This window comes from Alteromonas lipotrueae (genome assembly GCF_019249215.1).
Classification (GTDB): domain Bacteria; phylum Pseudomonadota; class Gammaproteobacteria; order Enterobacterales; family Alteromonadaceae; genus Alteromonas; species Alteromonas lipotrueae.
In genome coordinates this window covers 163,204-180,388 of sequence record NZ_JAESDI010000007.1, presented here as the reverse complement: position 1 = coordinate 180,388, position 17,185 = coordinate 163,204, and the positions used below count along the sequence as shown (strand labels likewise).

Here is a 17,185-nt window from a genome sequence, read left to right as displayed (position 1 = left end):
CCTTGCAGGTTATAAAAAATAGGAGGGGTGGCGCTATCCTCAGCCACGCTTTTAACCACATCGTTATTCGATTTAGTAGGAAACCTGCATGAGTCATAAAACCCCCACACCAATATTGAGCGTATTGAGCTTGTCTATTGCATTAAGCTTAATTGGCAAAATTGCCATGGCGAGTCAGTCAGAAAACAGTACAGAAACTGACGAGCACAAGGTGGTAAATGTGACTGGAGAAGCCTATATCGGTGCTCATCACGACTCAAATGTGAACGTTAGTGAACTTGATACGAATACCGACACATCCGACTCAGCAATTAAAGGGAATGCGAAGCTTAAGCTAGCGTTAATGCCTACCGATAAATGGCAATTCACTGCGTCTGCACAGCATAGTGAAACGCGCTACAACGCACTGTCAGATTTTGACCTAGCTATCACTACCTTGTCGGGCGAGGCGAGTTACCAATTGTCTTGGACTAAAGTTGGCGTTCATCACTATTACGCAAATGCTGACCTTGATAACAATGCTTTTCTCACTTACCAACAAAGCGGTGTTTCATTGGCCAACAGTGCGTTTACGCAAGGTTACTGGCGATTAAGTGTCGACACCATCGATAAGTCGTTTGAATCGGTGCCAGAGCGCGACGCCGATGCGCTATCTAGCCGCATTGACGGTTTCTGGTTTTTTGAAAACCAAAGCTTTATTCAAATGGGTGTGAAATATCAAAATGAAGAAGCCCTGAACCAAGCGTTCGACTATACCAGCTATGGTATTGACGCCAGTTATACCTACCCCGCCAACTTGTGGGGTAATGCGCTCGACATAAAGCTCGGTTATGAAATGGATAATAGGCATTATGGTCAAGGTAGCCAGCGCAGTGAGCCAACCTCTTCAGGAGCGCCTTTTAGTGAGTTTGAACAACAAGCAGGCGGTAGAAGGGAGGACGATAGGCATGTCTTTAAAGCGAGCATAGAATATGCTGCTATGGAGAACTTGGATTTTATCGTAAGCACGCAATACAAAGACTATGCATCAACCCTAGTGTCGGCGGACTATCAAGAAACCATTGCTGAAATTGGTGTTAGATTTCATTTTTAATAGCACAATAGCATTCACTGTTGATTTCACTAATGGAGAATACCTACGCCAAACACCGGGTCCCGTCCCGGTGCTCCAGCATCTATAGCTTGGTCGCGCAATGTGGCTAACGCTTGGGCTGGATTTGAACTAGCACGAAATAGGCAGGCATAGCGGGCTGAAACGAGAGGGGTTGCCATCGATGTGCCTGTCTCACGGCTAGTCGTACCATCTGGATGTGCGACTTCCACTGAAACACCGCTGGCAGCAAAATCAACATAATTACCTTGGTTTGCCCATCGATAGATAACGTGCTTACTGTCTACCGCAGTTACCGCAATAGTCGATGGATATGCTGCGGGAAACATGGGTGGTGAGGCTGGTCCTTCGTTTCCAACTGCTGCAATAATTTGCACCCCTTGCTCACTGATTTTTTGTATAACGTTGGCCAGTACCGAGTTTTCTGGCCCTGCTAAACTCATATTAATAACATCAACCTGTTTGGCGACTAAATAGTTGAGACCATCAATTAATGATAATAAAGTCGCGCCCTGACTAATACTGTTTCGCGTATAAAAGACGCTAGCGTTATAAAGGTGGCTCCCTGCAAGCATGTTATCTGCTAATAAGCCGGCTACTGACGTACCGTGTGCTTGAGTAGTCGGTAACGCTTGTGGAAGAAAAGATTGCTGTTCAATGACAAGGTGTTTCAATAACTCGTGGTTTTGCGCAATGCTGGTATCTATCATTCCTATACGAACAGGCGCTTGGCAAACTTTCGGTTTATCAGTGGGCGTTGTGTTAGCGAGCACGTGTTGGCTGTTATTCTGGCTATCTGGGTTGCCCTTGCTTTGCGCTAAATAAATGTGATTTCGGCCTACCTGAGCTTTTAGAGATTCCGGTAAATTGTTTCTTATTTGAGACAGTTCATCAAGGCTAGTACTTACCTTTAAACGGTAAATCCATTGGCCTATAGCGGTTAAATAGTGAGACGATTCAATGGTGATGTCGGGGTGAGAAAAGTGAGTTCTGTCAGCCTCGCTACCCACAAACAACCACTCTCTTTCCACCGCTAAAAATCCATCAGGGACTTTTATTTCTTTTAGTACAAGACTGCCTGCAGGCGAAGTGAGGCTAAGGGGAGATGGTACAGTAAATTGTGGGGTAGGTATGTTAGCTAAGGAGCCAAATGTGCTTTCAACGCCTTGTTCTACCTGAGTTTCAAGCACATCTCGCACGGTGCCTACATCGACCGGTACACTATCAATAATAGGTGTAACGGGTTCGATTATTTGACGGCCAATAGTTAGCTGAGCATTGGCATTCGAGCTGGTCACGCTGCCCACTGAAAGTATAAAGCTGCCTACTACGAGCTGACAAAGCGATCTGCACTTCATAATTTTACCTCATTTGCTTTATGGCTGAACCTAAACTGGCATCACACGGCCTAGTGTGCTTTTTACTCACCACGAGTGGTTCACTCAATCCATAAATAAAGCTGGCATAAAACGTGCCCTTATTAATGGATAACCCTTTTCTAGTACTTAGTTAACGTTTGGTGGTGTAAAAAATTCCCTTTTCATGGGAATAAATCACGGCATCAAACGTTAACTAGGTATAAAGCATGATTTCATAGGAAGTTGTATGAAAGAAGAAGTGACTGAACTCGTTCCATCATTGAGAAAATTTGCGTTTTCACTTACCGGCAATATACACGATGCTGATGATTTACTGCAAAATACGATTGAGAAGCTACTGACTAAACCTTTGCCACAAGATGCGACACTGATGGCATGGGCGTTTCGTGTTTGTCGCAACATATGGATTGATGAATATCGTGCGCAAAAAGTGAGGGCAAATGCGGCGGTTAGCCCTGAATTACAGGTGCAGGATGAGGCGCACTTGGATGAAGCGCTTTCAGGTGGCATTACGCTAAAGCAAGTGAGTAAAGCCATGGGGGAATTACCCCCAGAGCAACGAGAGACCTTGTCACTTATTGCTATACAAGGAATGAGCTACGCAGATGCTTCAGAGGTACTTGAGGTGCCTGCTGGGACTATTATGAGCAGACTTGCTAGGGCAAGAAGCAAACTCAGTAATATGCTAAACCCACAACAAGAGGTGGTGTTATGACAATATCTGACGAAATGCTTTGTGCATTTTTAGACGCAGAACTTAGCGATGACGACATGGAACATGTCAGAACTGCTATTGCCAGTGATCTTGCACTGTCAGACCGCTTAGCGTCTTTAGCGCAGGTAGACATGATGGTGAAAGCAGCGGCTGATGCTGCAACGCAAAAACCTTTACCTAATAGCGTAGTGGCATTACTTGCAGATGATGCGACCTCAGAAGCCTATCTTAAGCAAGCGGATTTCGACTCAGACCATGTAAGTGCAAGCCAGGCAAGTGAGAGCATGCCAAGCAATGTTACTTCGTTTAATCGCAAAGCCCAAGACGCTAAACGTAGTGGGAAGTGGAAAGTCCCTTTATCGTTAGCGGCTGGAGTGGCGTTAGTGGCAGGGCTAACCTTGATGCAATCAGAGTATACAGACCCCCTTGACCCTGCTGGCACTTCGTCAACGAATAACCATTGGGCGAATGTATCTACAGCCCTCGATAATAATTTAACGGGTGAGGTGATGGTAACCGAAGCGGGCATGGAGATAGTGCCACAACTGTCGTTTATGAATAAACAATCACAGTTGTGCAGACAAGCGCAAATACAAGGTGAAGATGAACTGAATATCATGATTGCGTGTAAAAATGAACAAGGCATTTGGCAACTTCACGCGAGTAAGCTGATGACAGCGGGTCGCAACAAAAGTGAGTATCAAACGGCAAGTGCCAATAAAGTACTTGATGAAGAGATAGATTTGTTAATGGTATCGACGCCATTAAACAGAGAACAAGAGCAGCAAGCTATTAATCATGGATGGCAGTCTAAGACTGCCGAAGGAGTCGTTTATGAAAACTAAATTTATAGCGTTTCTAGCAGTAATGCTAATGGCGGGGTGCGCGAGTCAACCCGATTATCGACAGGCATCTAATGGTGGTTTTGGGTATACCGAAAGTAAATTAAGTGAAACCCAATACCGCGTTCACTTCAAAGGTAGAGGGTCTGATAAGAGTAAGGCTATGGACTATGCCATGTACCGTTCAGCGGAGCTGACCTTACTGAAAGGGTATGATTGGTTTGTAGTAACCGATCGGGAAACCATGGTAGATAAAGAGCGCGTACAAGCATCGCCTCAGGTTGGCTTTAGCCAACGCTATGCACGTGTCACTGAATGTGGTGTCATTACGTGTAGAACGTCTTATCACCCTACAACCCAGTTTGAATCTGGCATCTTCGTAGGCGGCTCGCAAAAGAGCGAAATTGAAAGTATCTTGAATATTGAGATGGGAAAAGGTACACGGCCCACGTCGGCCACCAGTTTTGATGCGAGAGAGATAAGCAACAACTTAAAACCAGACACAGAAACCTGAGGCAAATTCCTGACCCGGAATTTTACCTCTACTGGTTACGTTGTTTTATATATAAAAAAAGCCCCAAATGGGGCTTTTTTTGTACTTCGAGCCATTAAGGCTTAGGTGAAGTGCCTAGTTGAAATGGTTATCCACTTCTTTTTCGGCTTCTTCACGGCTCTTGCCGTATGCTTGCTGAATTTTACCTACTAATTCTTCACGACGACCATCTATTACGTCTAGGTCATCATCGGTAAGTTTACCCCATTGCTGTTGTACCTTACCTTTCATTTCTTTCCAGTTGCCTTCGATACGATCATTGTTCATATGTTGCTCCTTTAAAAAGAATAACCGAGTGGTTATTGTGAACTGCACTAAATAAGTAGCAATCCCCATTCCAAAGATTAACATCATGAAAAATATAGATTTTTACTGGTTTAGAAGAGGGGGCTATTGCCAGCGCTCTGCATTATTTACAGGGCGCTGAAAGTCATACAGGGTTTTATGTTTCAGCGCGCCCTAGTTAGGCAAGTTGTTGTGCAAAGGCTTCAACATCTTGGCGCTTGTCTATCTTATGCTGGTCTTCACTGCGCCCTTCACGCCAATAGCTGCTAATGTACACTTGGCTGTGGGGCACCTCTTTTTCGTCCTTAAGCCACGAACGAATTTTTCTCATTTGAGAAAATTCACAGGCAACCCATACAGCAGGGGTTCCTTGTTGCCAGTCAATACGCTGCAAGGCGTCAGACAATGTTGCTTCTTTTTTAGATATCCACTGAATCGATACGCCTTCAGGCTTTTCTAACGTGGTAGCATCGGTTTCATGTTCAATAGCTATAACTGCAATGCCTTTAGTATGGCTAGGAAGTGCTTGTAAATAGTTTCTAATACTGGGCAGCGCTGTCATGTCGCCTGCGAAAAGTACCCAGTCATAATTCTCTGCTAACGCTTTACTGCTACCAGGGCCTGCAATAGTTAGCTTGTCACCTTCTTTTGCGCTTAGCGCCCATGCGGCGGCGGGGCCAGTTACTCCATCTTTTGCATGGACTACCATATCAATGGACATTTGTGCTTTTTGTCTATCGAAGCTGTTTATCGTGTAGGTACGCATAGCAACGGGTTTATCTTTGGCAGGCTGAACGACAGGGTCACCATTTAAATCAAAAAGTAACTTAACGTAAGCACCAGGGCGAGTGTCTGGAAAGTCTTCTAATGTAGCGCCGCCAAGGACAATACGTTGCATGTTTGGTGTTATACGGAAAGACTCGATAACTTCAACAACACGAGGTGCGGGTTTAGACATGATTTTCTCCAAATACGACAGTGGATATAGCTTATTTGATAATAGTTCTCATTTCCATTTCTAAGATTGGGATGAAATCTAGCTAATAATTCTGGTTTTTAGAAAAGTAATTTTGAAGCAGGAAGTGGCATTTTATTACAGGCAAAAAGAAAGGGGCTAAAGAGCCCCTTAAGAAAAACACAACATAACTTGGAAAACACATTTACACTTCACAAAGCCAACACACTAAATGACTTCATGTATTAGTAAGAGCGGTGAAATAAAGAAAAGTTCAGCAAAATACAAAAATAAATAAAAAGTTTTTAAAACAGTGATTTTTAGGGCTTCTTTGACCTTAGATATAGTTGTTTAAAAAGAAAAAGTAAGTGCATAAAGTCACAAGCAAAAAAATGCCCGCCAAAGGCGGGCTAAAATCAGAGGTATATAAAAGGCCGGGAAGGGCCTTAGAGGGGAGAGGCACGCTGTCGAGTGACAGCACACTAATAATATCTATGATATTATTAGTGTTCCTCGATATGGCCATTGCTGAAGGCATAATGCCGGGTCAACAGAGCCAAATAGGTTACAATCCTTTGTTGCACATGGACATCAATGTCTGTGCCAGTGATGTGGGTATCCAGTAGCAATCGCGATAATAGCGTTTACTACTCTGCATCCTGCAGGCCTTTACGACTTAATCCAAGTCACCATCACATTCAACTGGCGCAAAAACAGATAATCGGTCATTCACGTCAACAAGTCCTTAAAGCAAATCAACCCACTCCGTGGTGATTGCTTTGTCGACATCAATGTCAACCTTGCTCGTCATCAAGACGCATCCTTTTTCAACATCCGTGTTGGCGTTAAACGTATTTAACTTTCCGATAAACAACAGAGCGACGTTAACCTTGCTATCAATCCTTGCATCCTTGGCCGACGAAGTTCCTTTTACGTCCAATGTTGTCAGCCTGCGCAGATAAAGTCTGTAATGTCATGGTTACCTTCGTGGTAACGGTATGCCTTCCTAGCATCATGCTCTACACCTGTTGTTATCCGTTAGTCTAATTAATGCTAAACTTGTGCCAAAACTAAAGGTCGTTCAAGTTTATTTGTAAATTGTTGATGTGTATCTATTTTGTTCTATATTTTAAACGTTTGGGGTTTTATAGGCGTATGTTTATAAAACGAGGTGGGAAATTTTTTCCTACTGCTGTGTCGTTTTTTACCGACATGTACATACACAATGTCAATCACGGTTACCTTGCTTGAAAATGTGCTTGTTTACTGCACAATTTACAAATATAATAAAAATCTAATATATTAAGGTTTTTGATATGAAATTAGCAATTGATATGCTTTTGCATGTAAGCACGCACAAAGGGCGATGGGTGTATTTTTTTCTCGCCGTGATAACGGCATTTGCCGCTTTTCAAATGCGGTTAATTCAGATTGATACCGATCCTGAAAACATGCTGGCGGAATCTCATCGTGCTCGTACCTTTCATAATGAGGTAAAGCAAACCTTCGCCATGCACGATGCGATAGTGGTTGGCTTGGTGGTAGCGGACAATCTTGCAAAAAGCGACGAGTCCAAAAACGGCATATACACGCCAGAAACCTTGGCGGCCATCCACCAGGTGACTAACCATGTACTTGCCATAGAGGGTGTTATTAGCCAAGACGTCATGGCATTTTCAACGGTAGACAACATTAAGCAAGGTAGTGACGGTAGTCTTGAATTTTCATGGTTAATGGCCAGCCCACCTGAAACCGAAAGCGCAAGTGCTGAACTACAAAAATCTATCGAAAGACTGCCGTTACTGTACGACACACTGGCTGCGTCTTCAGGTAACGCTGCTGCTATTTATATCCCTATTGCCGACAAGAATGAAAGTTATCGCATTGCCCAAGATATTCGCGCTTATTTAACGAATGTTCACACGGCAGGCCAATGGCACATCACAGGTTTACCTGTTGCTGAAGATCAGTTTGGGGTAGAAATGTTTGTGCAAATGGCCATTGCTGCACCTGCGGCTGGTGCCATGATTTTTATTCTTCTGTTCTTCTTTTTCAGAAATTGGTCGCTTATTACTGCGCCCATGATAGTGGCGATGGCTACAGTTATCATTACCATGGGTGCTCTCATTGGCATGGGATTCACTGTGCACATCATGTCATCCATGATTGCCATTTTTCTCATGCCAATCGCGGTAGTCGACTCAGTACACATATTGTCTGAATTTTCCGACCGTTATAAGCCAGGTGAAAATGCAGGTAAGGTGATCACTCACGTGGTTGAGCACCTGTTTAAGCCCATGCTGTTTACCTCACTCACTTCATCAGCAGGCTTTTTCTCTTTAATGCTAACCCCGATACCGCCCGTGCAGATCTTTGGTGCTTATATTGGGTTTGGTATTTTGTTGGCGTTTTTAATTACCCTTACGTTTATTCCCGCTTATATATCCCGTATGTCACCTGCGGCATTAAACAAACTTCAAGTCGCGCTGCATCAAAATGAAGAAGCTGACAATAGTGAAGGCAATACCACGTTACTAAAACGTACCGTTAATAAACTACGTTATATTGCGCTGAATCACAGAGCGCTGATTATCGCAGTATTTGGTGCAATTACTCTTGTATCAGCGTGGGGGATTACCCAAATTAATATTAACGACAACCCCGTACGTTGGTTCAAAAAAGACCATGAAATAAGGGTGGCAGACAGGGCCTTAAATACAGAGTTTGCGGGCACGTATAATGCCTATTTGGTGATTACAGATACCAATGAAAACATTGATGCAAGTAAGGTGTTAAATGAGGCAAAACTACCTTCAAGTTTAGATGAATGGGTTGAGCAAACCCAGGCCGCGATAAGCCAGAACGATGACGCTAACAAAATGTCGGAACTTGCCATGCGTATTGATGATGCGCTATTTAGCAATCTCGACGATGATGAACTAACCGCGTTAGACAACTTATTGCAAGTCGTCGATGCCGCGAATGGGAATGCCAATACCTTCCAACAGCCCGCAGTACTTGTGCATATTGAGAAGTTGCAAGCGTACCTAGATACTCAACCTTTAATTGGTAAATCACAGTCTTTGGTTGATGTAGTCAAAGTGGTGAATCGTGAGTTACGCTCAGGTAACGAGGTAGACTACGCATTGCCCGCCAACAACCGAGGCGTGGCACAAACCTTAATGCAATATCAGTCTTCCCACCGTCCTCAAGACCTGTGGCATTTTGTCACGCCGGATTATCGCCAAACGCTGATTTGGCTACAGCTAACCAGCGGTGACAACCAAGATATGACGAATGTGATTTCGCTTGTTGAAGATTACTTTGCGAATAACCCACTACCGGAAGGGCTGAACTACGACTGGGCGGGTAAAGCCTATTTAAATGTGGTGTGGCAAGAAAACATGGTAACAGGCATGTTGGAAAGTTTGCTTAGCGCTTTTGTCATTGTATTTGTGATGATGGTACTGCTATTTCGTTCTTTTGTTTTTGGCGTACTCGCCATGCTCCCCCTTACCATCACTATTACGTTTATTTATGGACTTATTGGCATTGTGGGAAAAGACTACGACATGCCTATTGCTGTACTTTCGGCGCTTACCTTGGGACTATCTGTCGATTTCGCTATTCACTTCCTTGCTCGGGCGCGGGAAATCTATAAGGAGACGGGCAGTGTGCCAGACACCTTAGACGCTATGTTTGATGAGCCTGCCAGTGCAATAACGCGCAATGCGTTGGTGATAGCACTGGGCTTCACCCCTTTACTGCTAGCGCCGTTAGTGCCTTACATAACGGTGGGTGTTTTCTTGGCGAGTATCATGGCGGTTTCTGCCTTGGTGACTTTGTTGGTCTTACCCGCGGCCATGGTATTTTTAAAACGTTGGGTTTTTAAAGGGGCTTAATATGCGTAATTCAATGCTTCACATCACAAATGTTAATCGCGATTTCCTTGTTATGGCACGCGCTAATACTCACATCAACACAAAGACCTCCAACTCGAGTGTTCGTGTTTGGTTAACAAGTATGTTGCTACTTTGCTTTTCTTTTGCCGCGGTGACTCCCGTTACCGCGAATGCGCAAGAAGACGTGGCGAGTATTATTGCGAAGTCAGAAAAGGCCGCCTATTACGCAGGCAATGACGGTAAATCAATGGCGCGAATGATCATTGTAGATAGTCAAGGGCGCAAACAAATGCGTCAGTTCACGATTTTGCGTAAAGACGTGCTAAACAATGAAGGTACTGAAAGCGGCGACCAAAAAATGCTGGTGTTTTTCAGCCGCCCAACCGAAGTAAAAGGCACGGTGTTTAGAGTTGAAAAGCACACCAACATTGATACCGATGATGATCGTTGGTTGTATTTGCCGGCCCTTGATTTAGTAAAGCGCATTGCCGCTGGCGATAAACGCACCTCGTTTGTCGGTTCACACTTTTTTTATGAAGATGTGTCGGGCCGTGCAGTGTCAGAAGACAACTTCACTATGCAAAATACCACCGATACCCACTATGTGTTACGCGCAACGCCTAAAAGCGCCGGTAGCGTAGAGTTCTCACATTATGTCGTAGAGATAGACAAGCAAACCTATTTACCTACGCTAATAAACTTTTTCAAAGGAGATGATAATTACCGCCGTGTTGAAGCGGTATCAGTAGACACAGTTCAAGGGTACCCAACGGTAGTACGAAGCAAGGTGTCTGATTTAGCATCAGGCGGTTATACCTTAATGGAATTTCGCGGTATTCAGTACGATATCGCCTTGCCGGACAGCATATTCAGTGAACGGAGCTTGCGGGTTCCTCCACGAGAGTTTGTGGAGTAATCGTGATGCGGGGAGCACAGCTTTTTTCAGGGAAATGTTTTGATAGCGCACCTTTTGAGACCGAGCCACTGGGAATCGCGCTATTGGGAAAGAAATCACGTGGAGCGGCGCTACTTGCACTAGCGCTGCTGGGAATAAGTGTTTCACTACCGGTGTATTCACAAGAACTGCAGAATGAAATTGCACAAGATGTACCCGCTAAAACTGAACAAATCGACAACCCTGAGCCTGCTAGTGACGATAGTTTGGAAAATGAAGGCTGGGAGGATGACAGCTGGGGCAACGAAGGTTGGAGTGACGATAATTGGGATAGCGAAGACTGGGGCGAGAAGGATATTAACGCTACCGCTTACACCTTAAGCGGATTTGTCGAGCTCGCGGCAGGAAACCGAGTGGCTAATGATGCCGCCATTGATGCTAGCAGCACCTTGCGAGATGCAAGAGTGCAATTGCGTGCTGACTATGCGCTAGCAGCATCAAAACTTAGTTTTCGGGGCGATGCGTGGTACGACGGCGTTAAACATCAACGAGAATTTCAGATACGTGAGCTAGCATGGCAAGGCAATCTTGCTGCCTTGGGCCAATGGGGCAATGCTTTTGATCTAAAAATCGGACAGCAGGTGCTTACCTGGGGAACTGGTGATTATGTTTTTCTAAACGATCTTTTCCCAAAAGATTATCAGTCATTTTTTTCTGGCCGTGATGATGAGTATTTAAAAGCGCCCAGTGCTTCTATTAAGCTATCGGGGTATTGGGAGGCCATAAATATAGATGTTGTGGTGACACCTGAATTTGAACCTGATATCGGTATTACAGGAGAAGTATTTTCCTTTTTTAGCCCCCAAGCCAATGAAAATATCGCGCCAGCTTATACCGTAAGTAATGACAATACGCCAAGTGGTAGTGAAGTGGCGTTGCGGGCGCATCGTACATTTAGCAGCTCGTTTGGGAGTATTGAGGCTGCGCTTTACGGATATCGAGGCTATACCAAGCAACCTACGGCCACAGATGAATTGGGTGCGCCGCGTTATAGCCGCTTAAATGCCATTGGCGCCAGCGTAGTTATGCCGTTGGGTAAAGGGATTGCAAATGCAGAGTATGCGTATTACCGGAGTGTAGATGATAGCGAAGGAACTGATCCATCTGTGAGTAACTCCCAGAGCCGGTATTTACTTGGTTATAGCCAAGAAGTGATGGCTAATGTAACGGGCGCTGTGCAGTGGTATACCGAAGCCACTCAACATCATGATGCTTTATTGGTTCACTCACTCTACCCAGAATATGAGCAAGAAGCGTATCGGCATTGGGTTACAGGTCGTATTACATGGCAGGCATGGCGACAAACCCTCACCATCAATAGCTTTCTATTTTATTCGCCTACGGATAATGATGGTTACTTGAAAGCTAGCGCCAGCTATTCCCCTACCGATAAGTGGCAGGTTCGAGGCGGTGTTAATTTATTTAGTGGCGAAGAATCGCATACGTTCTTTGCTCAATTCGAAGACGCCAGTAACGTCTATTTTGCATTTAGGTTTTTTTATTAGTTTGCGCAGCAAACAAATGTAGTCGCGATTTTTGTACGAATTAGCGGTGTACCATTAATTAACTGGGTGCGATTATTTAAGAGGAAATGATAATGTCTCAAGAAAAAGCATTAACCGCTTTTGCGGGTTTCATGGTGTTGTTATCGGTAGTGTTAACGGTGTGGGTTCATCCAAACTTTGTATGGTTTACGGTATTTGTTGGCGCCAACCTATTTCAGCAGAGTTTTACTGGCTTTTGCCCCGCCACCCTTTTTTTTAAAAAGGTATTGGGGCTAAAAAGCGAAAGAGAGCTGGCTCAACAGCAAAACTAGTTTAACGATAAGCTAATTACAGTACTAGTTAGGGCACCAGTTAGGCTTAAGCGTTTAAGGCTAACTACGCTTACCAAGAACCATACATAGGGTTAGGTAAAATAAACAAGCTAGTACCGACTTCAGGCAGTATCGCTGGCAGATAAGCGTCTTCCTGCGTTACTCCTTGAAAATCTTCAATATTATCGCCAATTTGCATAATTATATTATGCGGTTTGTTCCAACTATCACTTGCTGCTTCATTAGTTAGTGAGCAAGCTGGCGAGCCTTGTTTTACAGCATTACGGCGACGATCTTTATCGTTTACAATATATTTATGATCAACGGCCTCTTTATCGGCAGGTAATCTGCCCATAATACAGGTATTGCTTGGTGTAAGCGGCAAGCCCATAGCAAGCAAGTTATTCCATGTGTGGGCGTCTAAGGTTTTATCGCGATTAGTAATAAGGGCAATTTTCCCGCCTCTTTCAATCACCGTTGCTAGAAACTTGTCTACACCAGGAACCAACGTAGCTTCTTCTCGTTTAATCCATGCATTCCAGCTTTCGCTTGAATAACCCATGCCTTTCGACTCACGCTCTTCTTGATAAAGGCTGTTATCAAGCACAGTTTCATCTACATCTAATACAATCACCGATGGGGTTTGTTGATTATCAAAAGACGCGGGCAATGCAGCGGTAGCTTGTTTGTAAACATAGGCACTAAGGAGTGGATATTCTTTGCTCTGGCGTTGGTATTTCACTGAGTTTGATAGTGAAAACGAAGCTTCTGGTGCGACGGCCGCGGTGTCAGCCTGTTGTGTGGTAACACATGCCGATAGCGCACTTAGCGCTAAACAAGACACGGCAATAGGTCGCAGTGCGGTCTTAAAAGAAATCGAAGCAGTGGTAAACATGTTTATAGTCCTTGCTTAGCGTTAACAGTCTGTATTCGCCAATGAAAATTTTGATGCGTTACTTTGACACAAAACGTTCCGGCTTCAAAATAAAGGTAACTTGCCCGAGCTTCACTTTGTCGTATTACTGATAAAACTAACTAGCGCCGGGCCTAATGCTTCTGCAAAGTCTCAGGCAAAGTCGAGTAAATCGGTGCCAAAGAAGTTATCGATAATGCATCGCCATTCACCGCTGTCGTTTCGCTGCATCACATACACCGCTCGTTTGCCGTCGCAAGGTAATGTGTGGGGAGCGGCTTTTGGCACTAGGTAAAGCTTAGCGATTACTAAGGCTACATCACCCGCCTCAATTACAATTTCATCGCCGGTGGTAACGATATGCTCCGGCATGTATTTGCGTTGGAAAGTTTGTAGTGCGCTAACACAATCGTGCTGGGCTGTGCCTTTCAGCGGCGTAGATACCACCTTGGCATTATCGCCATAGCAGGCGCTAACCGAAGCAGGGTCGTTTTCGTTTACCGCGTTGTGCAAACGGGCTAATAACTGAGTGATGTTGTTCATGGCTGTCGTCTCGTTTGTTTTTACCGCGAAGACAGACTTAAGAAAAACCCGCCTTGGCGGCGGGTTTTAGTGATGTTTTACGTACGCACTAACTTTCCCGCCAATTATTAAGAATAATAGCGAGGAGGATAATTGAGTTTAACGCCAAACCTTGGCGCGGTGCTGAAAACAGCAATGTGCGTAATGTCATAACCGCAGTATTTAATTTGCCGAATAAAAAGTCAACGACTTTGTATTGTTTCAATAGTCAGTGAGGGCGAAGCGCATGCCTCATGACACGCCGTAAACCCATCCATGGGGGCTCCGCTGCCGCATCCTTGCGGTAGAGGGTCATGAGGCTCGCTCTCAACCCTCACTCTGAAACATAGCGGGCTACTTCGCCACAGCATCCCTGCTGTGGAGGGTTCCGATTGCCCTAGTACACCATCTATACTGAGTTCGTACGGTAGTGCTCGGTATACCCATCCATGGGCGTTGTTGATTTATTGGAATGTTGAATAGTTTGTGAACACTAACAAGATGTCGAATACTCAAATTATATGTTTACAGTAAAAGGGAAATATTATGACACCTAGTGAATTAGTCAAACGATGGGTAGCGGCGTTTAACGAGGGCGATGCAGATAAAATGGCGAGCTTCTATGCCGAAAATGCCATTAACCATCAGGTGGCCAACCTTCCGGTGGAAGGAAAAAAAGCCATACATGCTATGTTTTCAAATGAATTCGCTAATGCTGAAATGGTATGTATTGTTGAGAACATTTTTGAAGATGGTGATTGGGCCATTCTAGAGTGGAAAGACCCTATTGGTATTCGGGGATGTGGCTTTTTTAACGTTAAAAACAACCTTATCGTTTTTCAACGTGGTTATTGGGACAAGTTAAGCTTTTTGAGGGCTCATGATTTACCTATTCCCGATTAGCGGCCTATGATTGAGTAAATCGGTACTAATAAACTCGTCAGATGCCGAGAAAGGTGTTTTTTAAAGGGTATTTCCATCGAAAATATAGTTAAATATCTACATTCACTTGGCGAGGAGGGCTGGGAAATTATCGACTTAGATTTTCAGATGGACCCAACTATACCCGGTGGTCCTACGCACTTTCATGGCGTGGCGAAAAGGCCCAAAAAATAACGAGAGTATTAGCGAATGGATAGCCTATTAGTACCAATGTTTGCCCATGTTTTACTGTGCACCTTTCTTTATATACTTTTAACTTTCGTGAGAGCGCCAAAGGTGTGGGGAATAGGTCGCAACCACGATGGCACCAACCCATTCGATACTATTCAACCTAAAATTAGCGCTAATTTAAGTAACCAATTCGAGTGGCCGTTATTTTTTCATATTATTTGCGTTGTATTAATAGTTAAAGGGCTTGAATTCACCTCGCTTTATGTTGCTTTTGCTTGGGTGTTTATCGCTGGGCGGATAGTACATAGCGCGGTACAAATATTAACGTCAAACGTACAATTGCGAGGCTTGGTCTTTACGCTAAATTTTCTGGCTGTTTTAGCAATGTGGGGCTTGTTCGTTGCTGAAACCGTGGTTGCACAAAGCTAGTTCAAAGTACAATAAGGCTTCTTATGACAAAAATCGTGGTTTTTGGAAACTCAGGTTCAGGAAAGTCTACCTTAGCTAAGAATTTGGTAAAGGTGCGCCACATCGCGCATTTAGATTTGGACGCGGTGGCCTGGGCGCCCTCAAATGCGTCCTCTAGCCCACCTAGTCGTTTGCCTATCAGCGAATCAAAGGTGCTTATTGAAACTTTCTTATCTAAAAATACATCGTGGGTTATTGAGGGTTGCTATTCCGATTTGCTCGCTGAAGTCTTGCCTTATGCCGATGAGCTTATCTTCTTAAATCTACCCATTAACCTTTGTGTAGAGAATGCTAAGGCACGCCCATGGGAACCTCATAAGTATGCGTCTAAGCAAGCACAAGATGCTAATTTAAGTATGTTGTTAGACTGGATAAAGGACTATGAAAATAGAACAGATACCTTTTCCAAGCAAAGTCATCAAGCCTTGTACGATAGCTTTGAGGGAACCAAAACCATGTACACCTCAAACAGCCACAGTGAAAGACAATGAAAGATAGTGAAGCACAGTGACCTACGACGAGTTTAATCAGTTTTGTGGTGGCTTAAAGGCTACAACTTATGTAATGCAATGGAATAACTCCCATGTATGGAAGGTGGGCGGTAAAGTATTTGCCATAGGCGGTTTAGGCAAAAACGGTGAACCCGCTTTTATTTTCAAAACCTCAGAGCTTAATTACCATTTTTTGAGCGAAAAACCCGGGTATCGCCCCGCGCCTTATTTTGCGTCTCGGGGCATGAAATGGATCCAGCAATTTGGTGGCGCTGAAGCTCAACCTAAAATAAACATTGAACAAAGTGTAGAAGATCTCAACGAAGAGTTGAGGTACTACTTACATGAGTCTTACAAAATAGTGTCGCTAGGACTTGCTAAGAAAAAACAAAAGGAACTAGGGCTGAACCAAGTGTAGCAGATGTTTGTTCAATAAAGGTGTAACGGCTTTGACTATAACACTCAATTACCGGAAGATAGGGCGATAATTTAACATGGCCAGCCAATTGTTAAAGGCCATTAATAACAGGGTAAGACCATGCCAAAGGCAAGTGAAATTAAAAAGAATCACACCATCGTTTATGGTGGTAAAACGTGTATTGTGAGAGATATCGAACGTTCAGTACCTCAGGGCCGTGCGGGTGGTAGTATTTATCGCATGCGCATGTATGACGTGGTTAGCGGCGCTAAGTTTGATGAAACCTTCAAAGATTCAGACATGCTAGAAATGGCTGATTTAGTGCGTCGCCCTGTGATGTTCTCTTACATTGATGGCGACGAGTATGTATTCCTCGATAACGAAGATTACACGCCATACCACTTAAATAAAGAAAGCATTGCTGACGAAGCCTTGTTTATTAACGAAAAGACCGAGTCTATTCAGGTGTTAATTGTAAGCGACGTGCCAGTGGCGTTAGATTTGCCAATGAGTGTAGAACTCGAGGTAACTGAAACCGACCCTTCGATTAAAGGTGCATCAGCAACCTCGCGGACTAAGCCTGCTACTTTATCGACGGGCTTGGTGGTTCAAGTGCCTGAGTACATCAGTACGGGCGAGTGGATAAAGGTAAATACCGAAGAGCGTAAATTCCAAAGTCGCGCGTAAGTTCACGAATTTTAGTTGCGC

Annotated in this window: 19 protein-coding genes; 14 read left to right on the top strand and 5 right to left on the bottom strand. The window is 44.2% G+C overall.

All coding sequences use genetic code 11. From position 1 onward, the window contains the following. Nucleotides 1-88: 88 nt before the first annotated feature. Nucleotides 89-1,093: a hypothetical protein gene (locus JKP82_RS10015; RefSeq protein ID WP_218396860.1), complete on the top strand. Its 1,005-nt coding sequence runs from the start codon at nt 89-91 to the stop codon at nt 1,091-1,093. A 29-nt stretch (nt 1,094-1,122) separates the two neighbouring features. Here JKP82_RS10015 and JKP82_RS10010 read toward each other — a convergent pair whose 3' ends face one another. Further along, nucleotides 1,123-2,469, bottom strand: a complete 1,347-nt coding sequence (locus JKP82_RS10010) for a S8 family serine peptidase (protein ID WP_218396858.1) — start codon at nt 2,467-2,469, stop codon at nt 1,123-1,125. Between the two features lie 247 nt (nt 2,470-2,716). On the opposite strand from JKP82_RS10010, the gene JKP82_RS10005 reads away from it, so the two are divergent. Genes JKP82_RS10005 through JKP82_RS09995 form a run of 3 tightly spaced genes read left to right on the top strand, consistent with a single transcriptional unit; the run spans nt 2,717 to nt 4,561 of the window. Continuing rightward, nucleotides 2,717-3,205, top strand: a complete 489-nt coding sequence (locus JKP82_RS10005; protein WP_159533872.1) for an RNA polymerase sigma factor — start codon at nt 2,717-2,719, stop codon at nt 3,203-3,205. Next, nucleotides 3,202-4,050, top strand: a complete 849-nt coding sequence (locus tag JKP82_RS10000) for an anti-sigma factor (RefSeq protein WP_218396856.1) — start codon at nt 3,202-3,204, stop codon at nt 4,048-4,050. Before JKP82_RS10005 ends, JKP82_RS10000 begins: the two co-directional genes overlap by 4 nt. Continuing rightward, complete coding sequence (locus tag JKP82_RS09995) at nt 4,040-4,561, top strand: CC0125/CC1285 family lipoprotein (protein WP_159533868.1); 522 nt, start codon at nt 4,040-4,042, stop codon at nt 4,559-4,561. The genes JKP82_RS10000 and JKP82_RS09995 overlap by 11 nt, the downstream gene beginning before the upstream one ends. Nucleotides 4,562-4,675: 114 nt before the next feature. Here the strand turns inward: JKP82_RS09995 and JKP82_RS09990 are convergent, their stop codons facing one another. Both JKP82_RS09990 and JKP82_RS09985 read right to left on the bottom strand, forming a co-directional pair. Beyond that, nucleotides 4,676-4,867 (bottom strand): CsbD family protein, encoded by a 192-nt coding sequence (locus JKP82_RS09990; RefSeq protein ID WP_126874026.1) that lies wholly within the window; start codon nt 4,865-4,867, stop codon nt 4,676-4,678. A 196-nt stretch (nt 4,868-5,063) separates the two neighbouring features. Then, the gene (locus tag JKP82_RS09985) at nt 5,064-5,843 is read right to left on the bottom strand and encodes a siderophore-interacting protein (RefSeq protein WP_159533866.1); all 780 of its coding nucleotides are present in this window, start codon (nt 5,841-5,843) and stop codon (nt 5,064-5,066) included. 491 nt (nt 5,844-6,334) lie between these two features. Here JKP82_RS09985 and JKP82_RS20845 point away from each other — a divergent pair, with 491 nt between their 5' ends. The 5 genes from JKP82_RS20845 (at nt 6,335) to JKP82_RS09965 (ending at nt 12,513) form a co-directional block, all read left to right on the top strand. Beyond that, complete coding sequence (locus tag JKP82_RS20845; protein WP_258544374.1) at nt 6,335-6,466, top strand: hypothetical protein; 132 nt, start codon at nt 6,335-6,337, stop codon at nt 6,464-6,466. 690 nt (nt 6,467-7,156) lie between these two features. Beyond that, a complete protein-coding gene (locus JKP82_RS09980) occupies nt 7,157-9,742 on the top strand; it encodes an efflux RND transporter permease subunit (protein WP_218396854.1) in 2,586 nt (861 codons plus the stop codon). Between the two features lies 1 nt (nt 9,743). Beyond that, a complete protein-coding gene (locus tag JKP82_RS09975) occupies nt 9,744-10,658 on the top strand; it encodes an outer membrane lipoprotein-sorting protein (RefSeq protein WP_218396852.1) in 915 nt (304 codons plus the stop codon). Between the two features lie 83 nt (nt 10,659-10,741). Beyond that, nucleotides 10,742-12,202 (top strand): hypothetical protein, encoded by a 1,461-nt coding sequence (locus JKP82_RS09970; protein ID WP_232370705.1) that lies wholly within the window; start codon nt 10,742-10,744, stop codon nt 12,200-12,202. Between the two features lie 92 nt (nt 12,203-12,294). After that, entirely contained in the window at nt 12,295-12,513 is a 219-nt protein-coding gene (locus JKP82_RS09965; RefSeq protein ID WP_159533858.1) for a YgaP family membrane protein, read from the top strand. Nucleotides 12,514-12,583: 70 nt separating this feature from the next. Here JKP82_RS09965 and JKP82_RS09960 read toward each other — a convergent pair whose 3' ends face one another. After that, a complete protein-coding gene (locus tag JKP82_RS09960; RefSeq protein WP_246604384.1) occupies nt 12,584-13,408 on the bottom strand; it encodes an HAD family acid phosphatase in 825 nt (274 codons plus the stop codon). 171 nt (nt 13,409-13,579) lie between these two features. After that, entirely contained in the window at nt 13,580-13,969 is a 390-nt protein-coding gene (locus tag JKP82_RS09955) for a YybH family protein (RefSeq protein ID WP_013786455.1), read from the bottom strand. Nucleotides 13,970-14,533: 564 nt separating this feature from the next. Between JKP82_RS09955 and JKP82_RS09950 the strand changes: the two genes are divergently transcribed. The 5 genes from JKP82_RS09950 (at nt 14,534) to efpL (ending at nt 17,164) form a co-directional block, all read left to right on the top strand. Further along, nucleotides 14,534-14,890 carry a nuclear transport factor 2 family protein gene (locus tag JKP82_RS09950; RefSeq protein ID WP_159533854.1) on the top strand — a complete coding sequence of 119 codons (357 nt, stop codon included), beginning with the start codon at nt 14,534-14,536 and terminating at the stop codon, nt 14,888-14,890. A gap of 228 nt (nt 14,891-15,118) precedes the next feature. After that, nucleotides 15,119-15,529 carry an MAPEG family protein gene (locus tag JKP82_RS09945; RefSeq protein WP_159533852.1) on the top strand — a complete coding sequence of 137 codons (411 nt, stop codon included), beginning with the start codon at nt 15,119-15,121 and terminating at the stop codon, nt 15,527-15,529. A gap of 23 nt (nt 15,530-15,552) precedes the next feature. Continuing rightward, nucleotides 15,553-16,059 (top strand): P-loop NTPase family protein, encoded by a 507-nt coding sequence (locus JKP82_RS09940; RefSeq protein WP_218396850.1) that lies wholly within the window; start codon nt 15,553-15,555, stop codon nt 16,057-16,059. Between the two features lie 16 nt (nt 16,060-16,075). Then, nucleotides 16,076-16,477, top strand: a complete 402-nt coding sequence (locus JKP82_RS09935; RefSeq protein WP_218396848.1) for an MmcQ/YjbR family DNA-binding protein — start codon at nt 16,076-16,078, stop codon at nt 16,475-16,477. Nucleotides 16,478-16,597: 120 nt separating this feature from the next. Continuing rightward, nucleotides 16,598-17,164 carry an elongation factor P-like protein EfpL gene (efpL, locus tag JKP82_RS09930; RefSeq protein ID WP_013786447.1) on the top strand — a complete coding sequence of 189 codons (567 nt, stop codon included), beginning with the start codon at nt 16,598-16,600 and terminating at the stop codon, nt 17,162-17,164. Nucleotides 17,165-17,185: the final 21 nt, after the last annotated feature.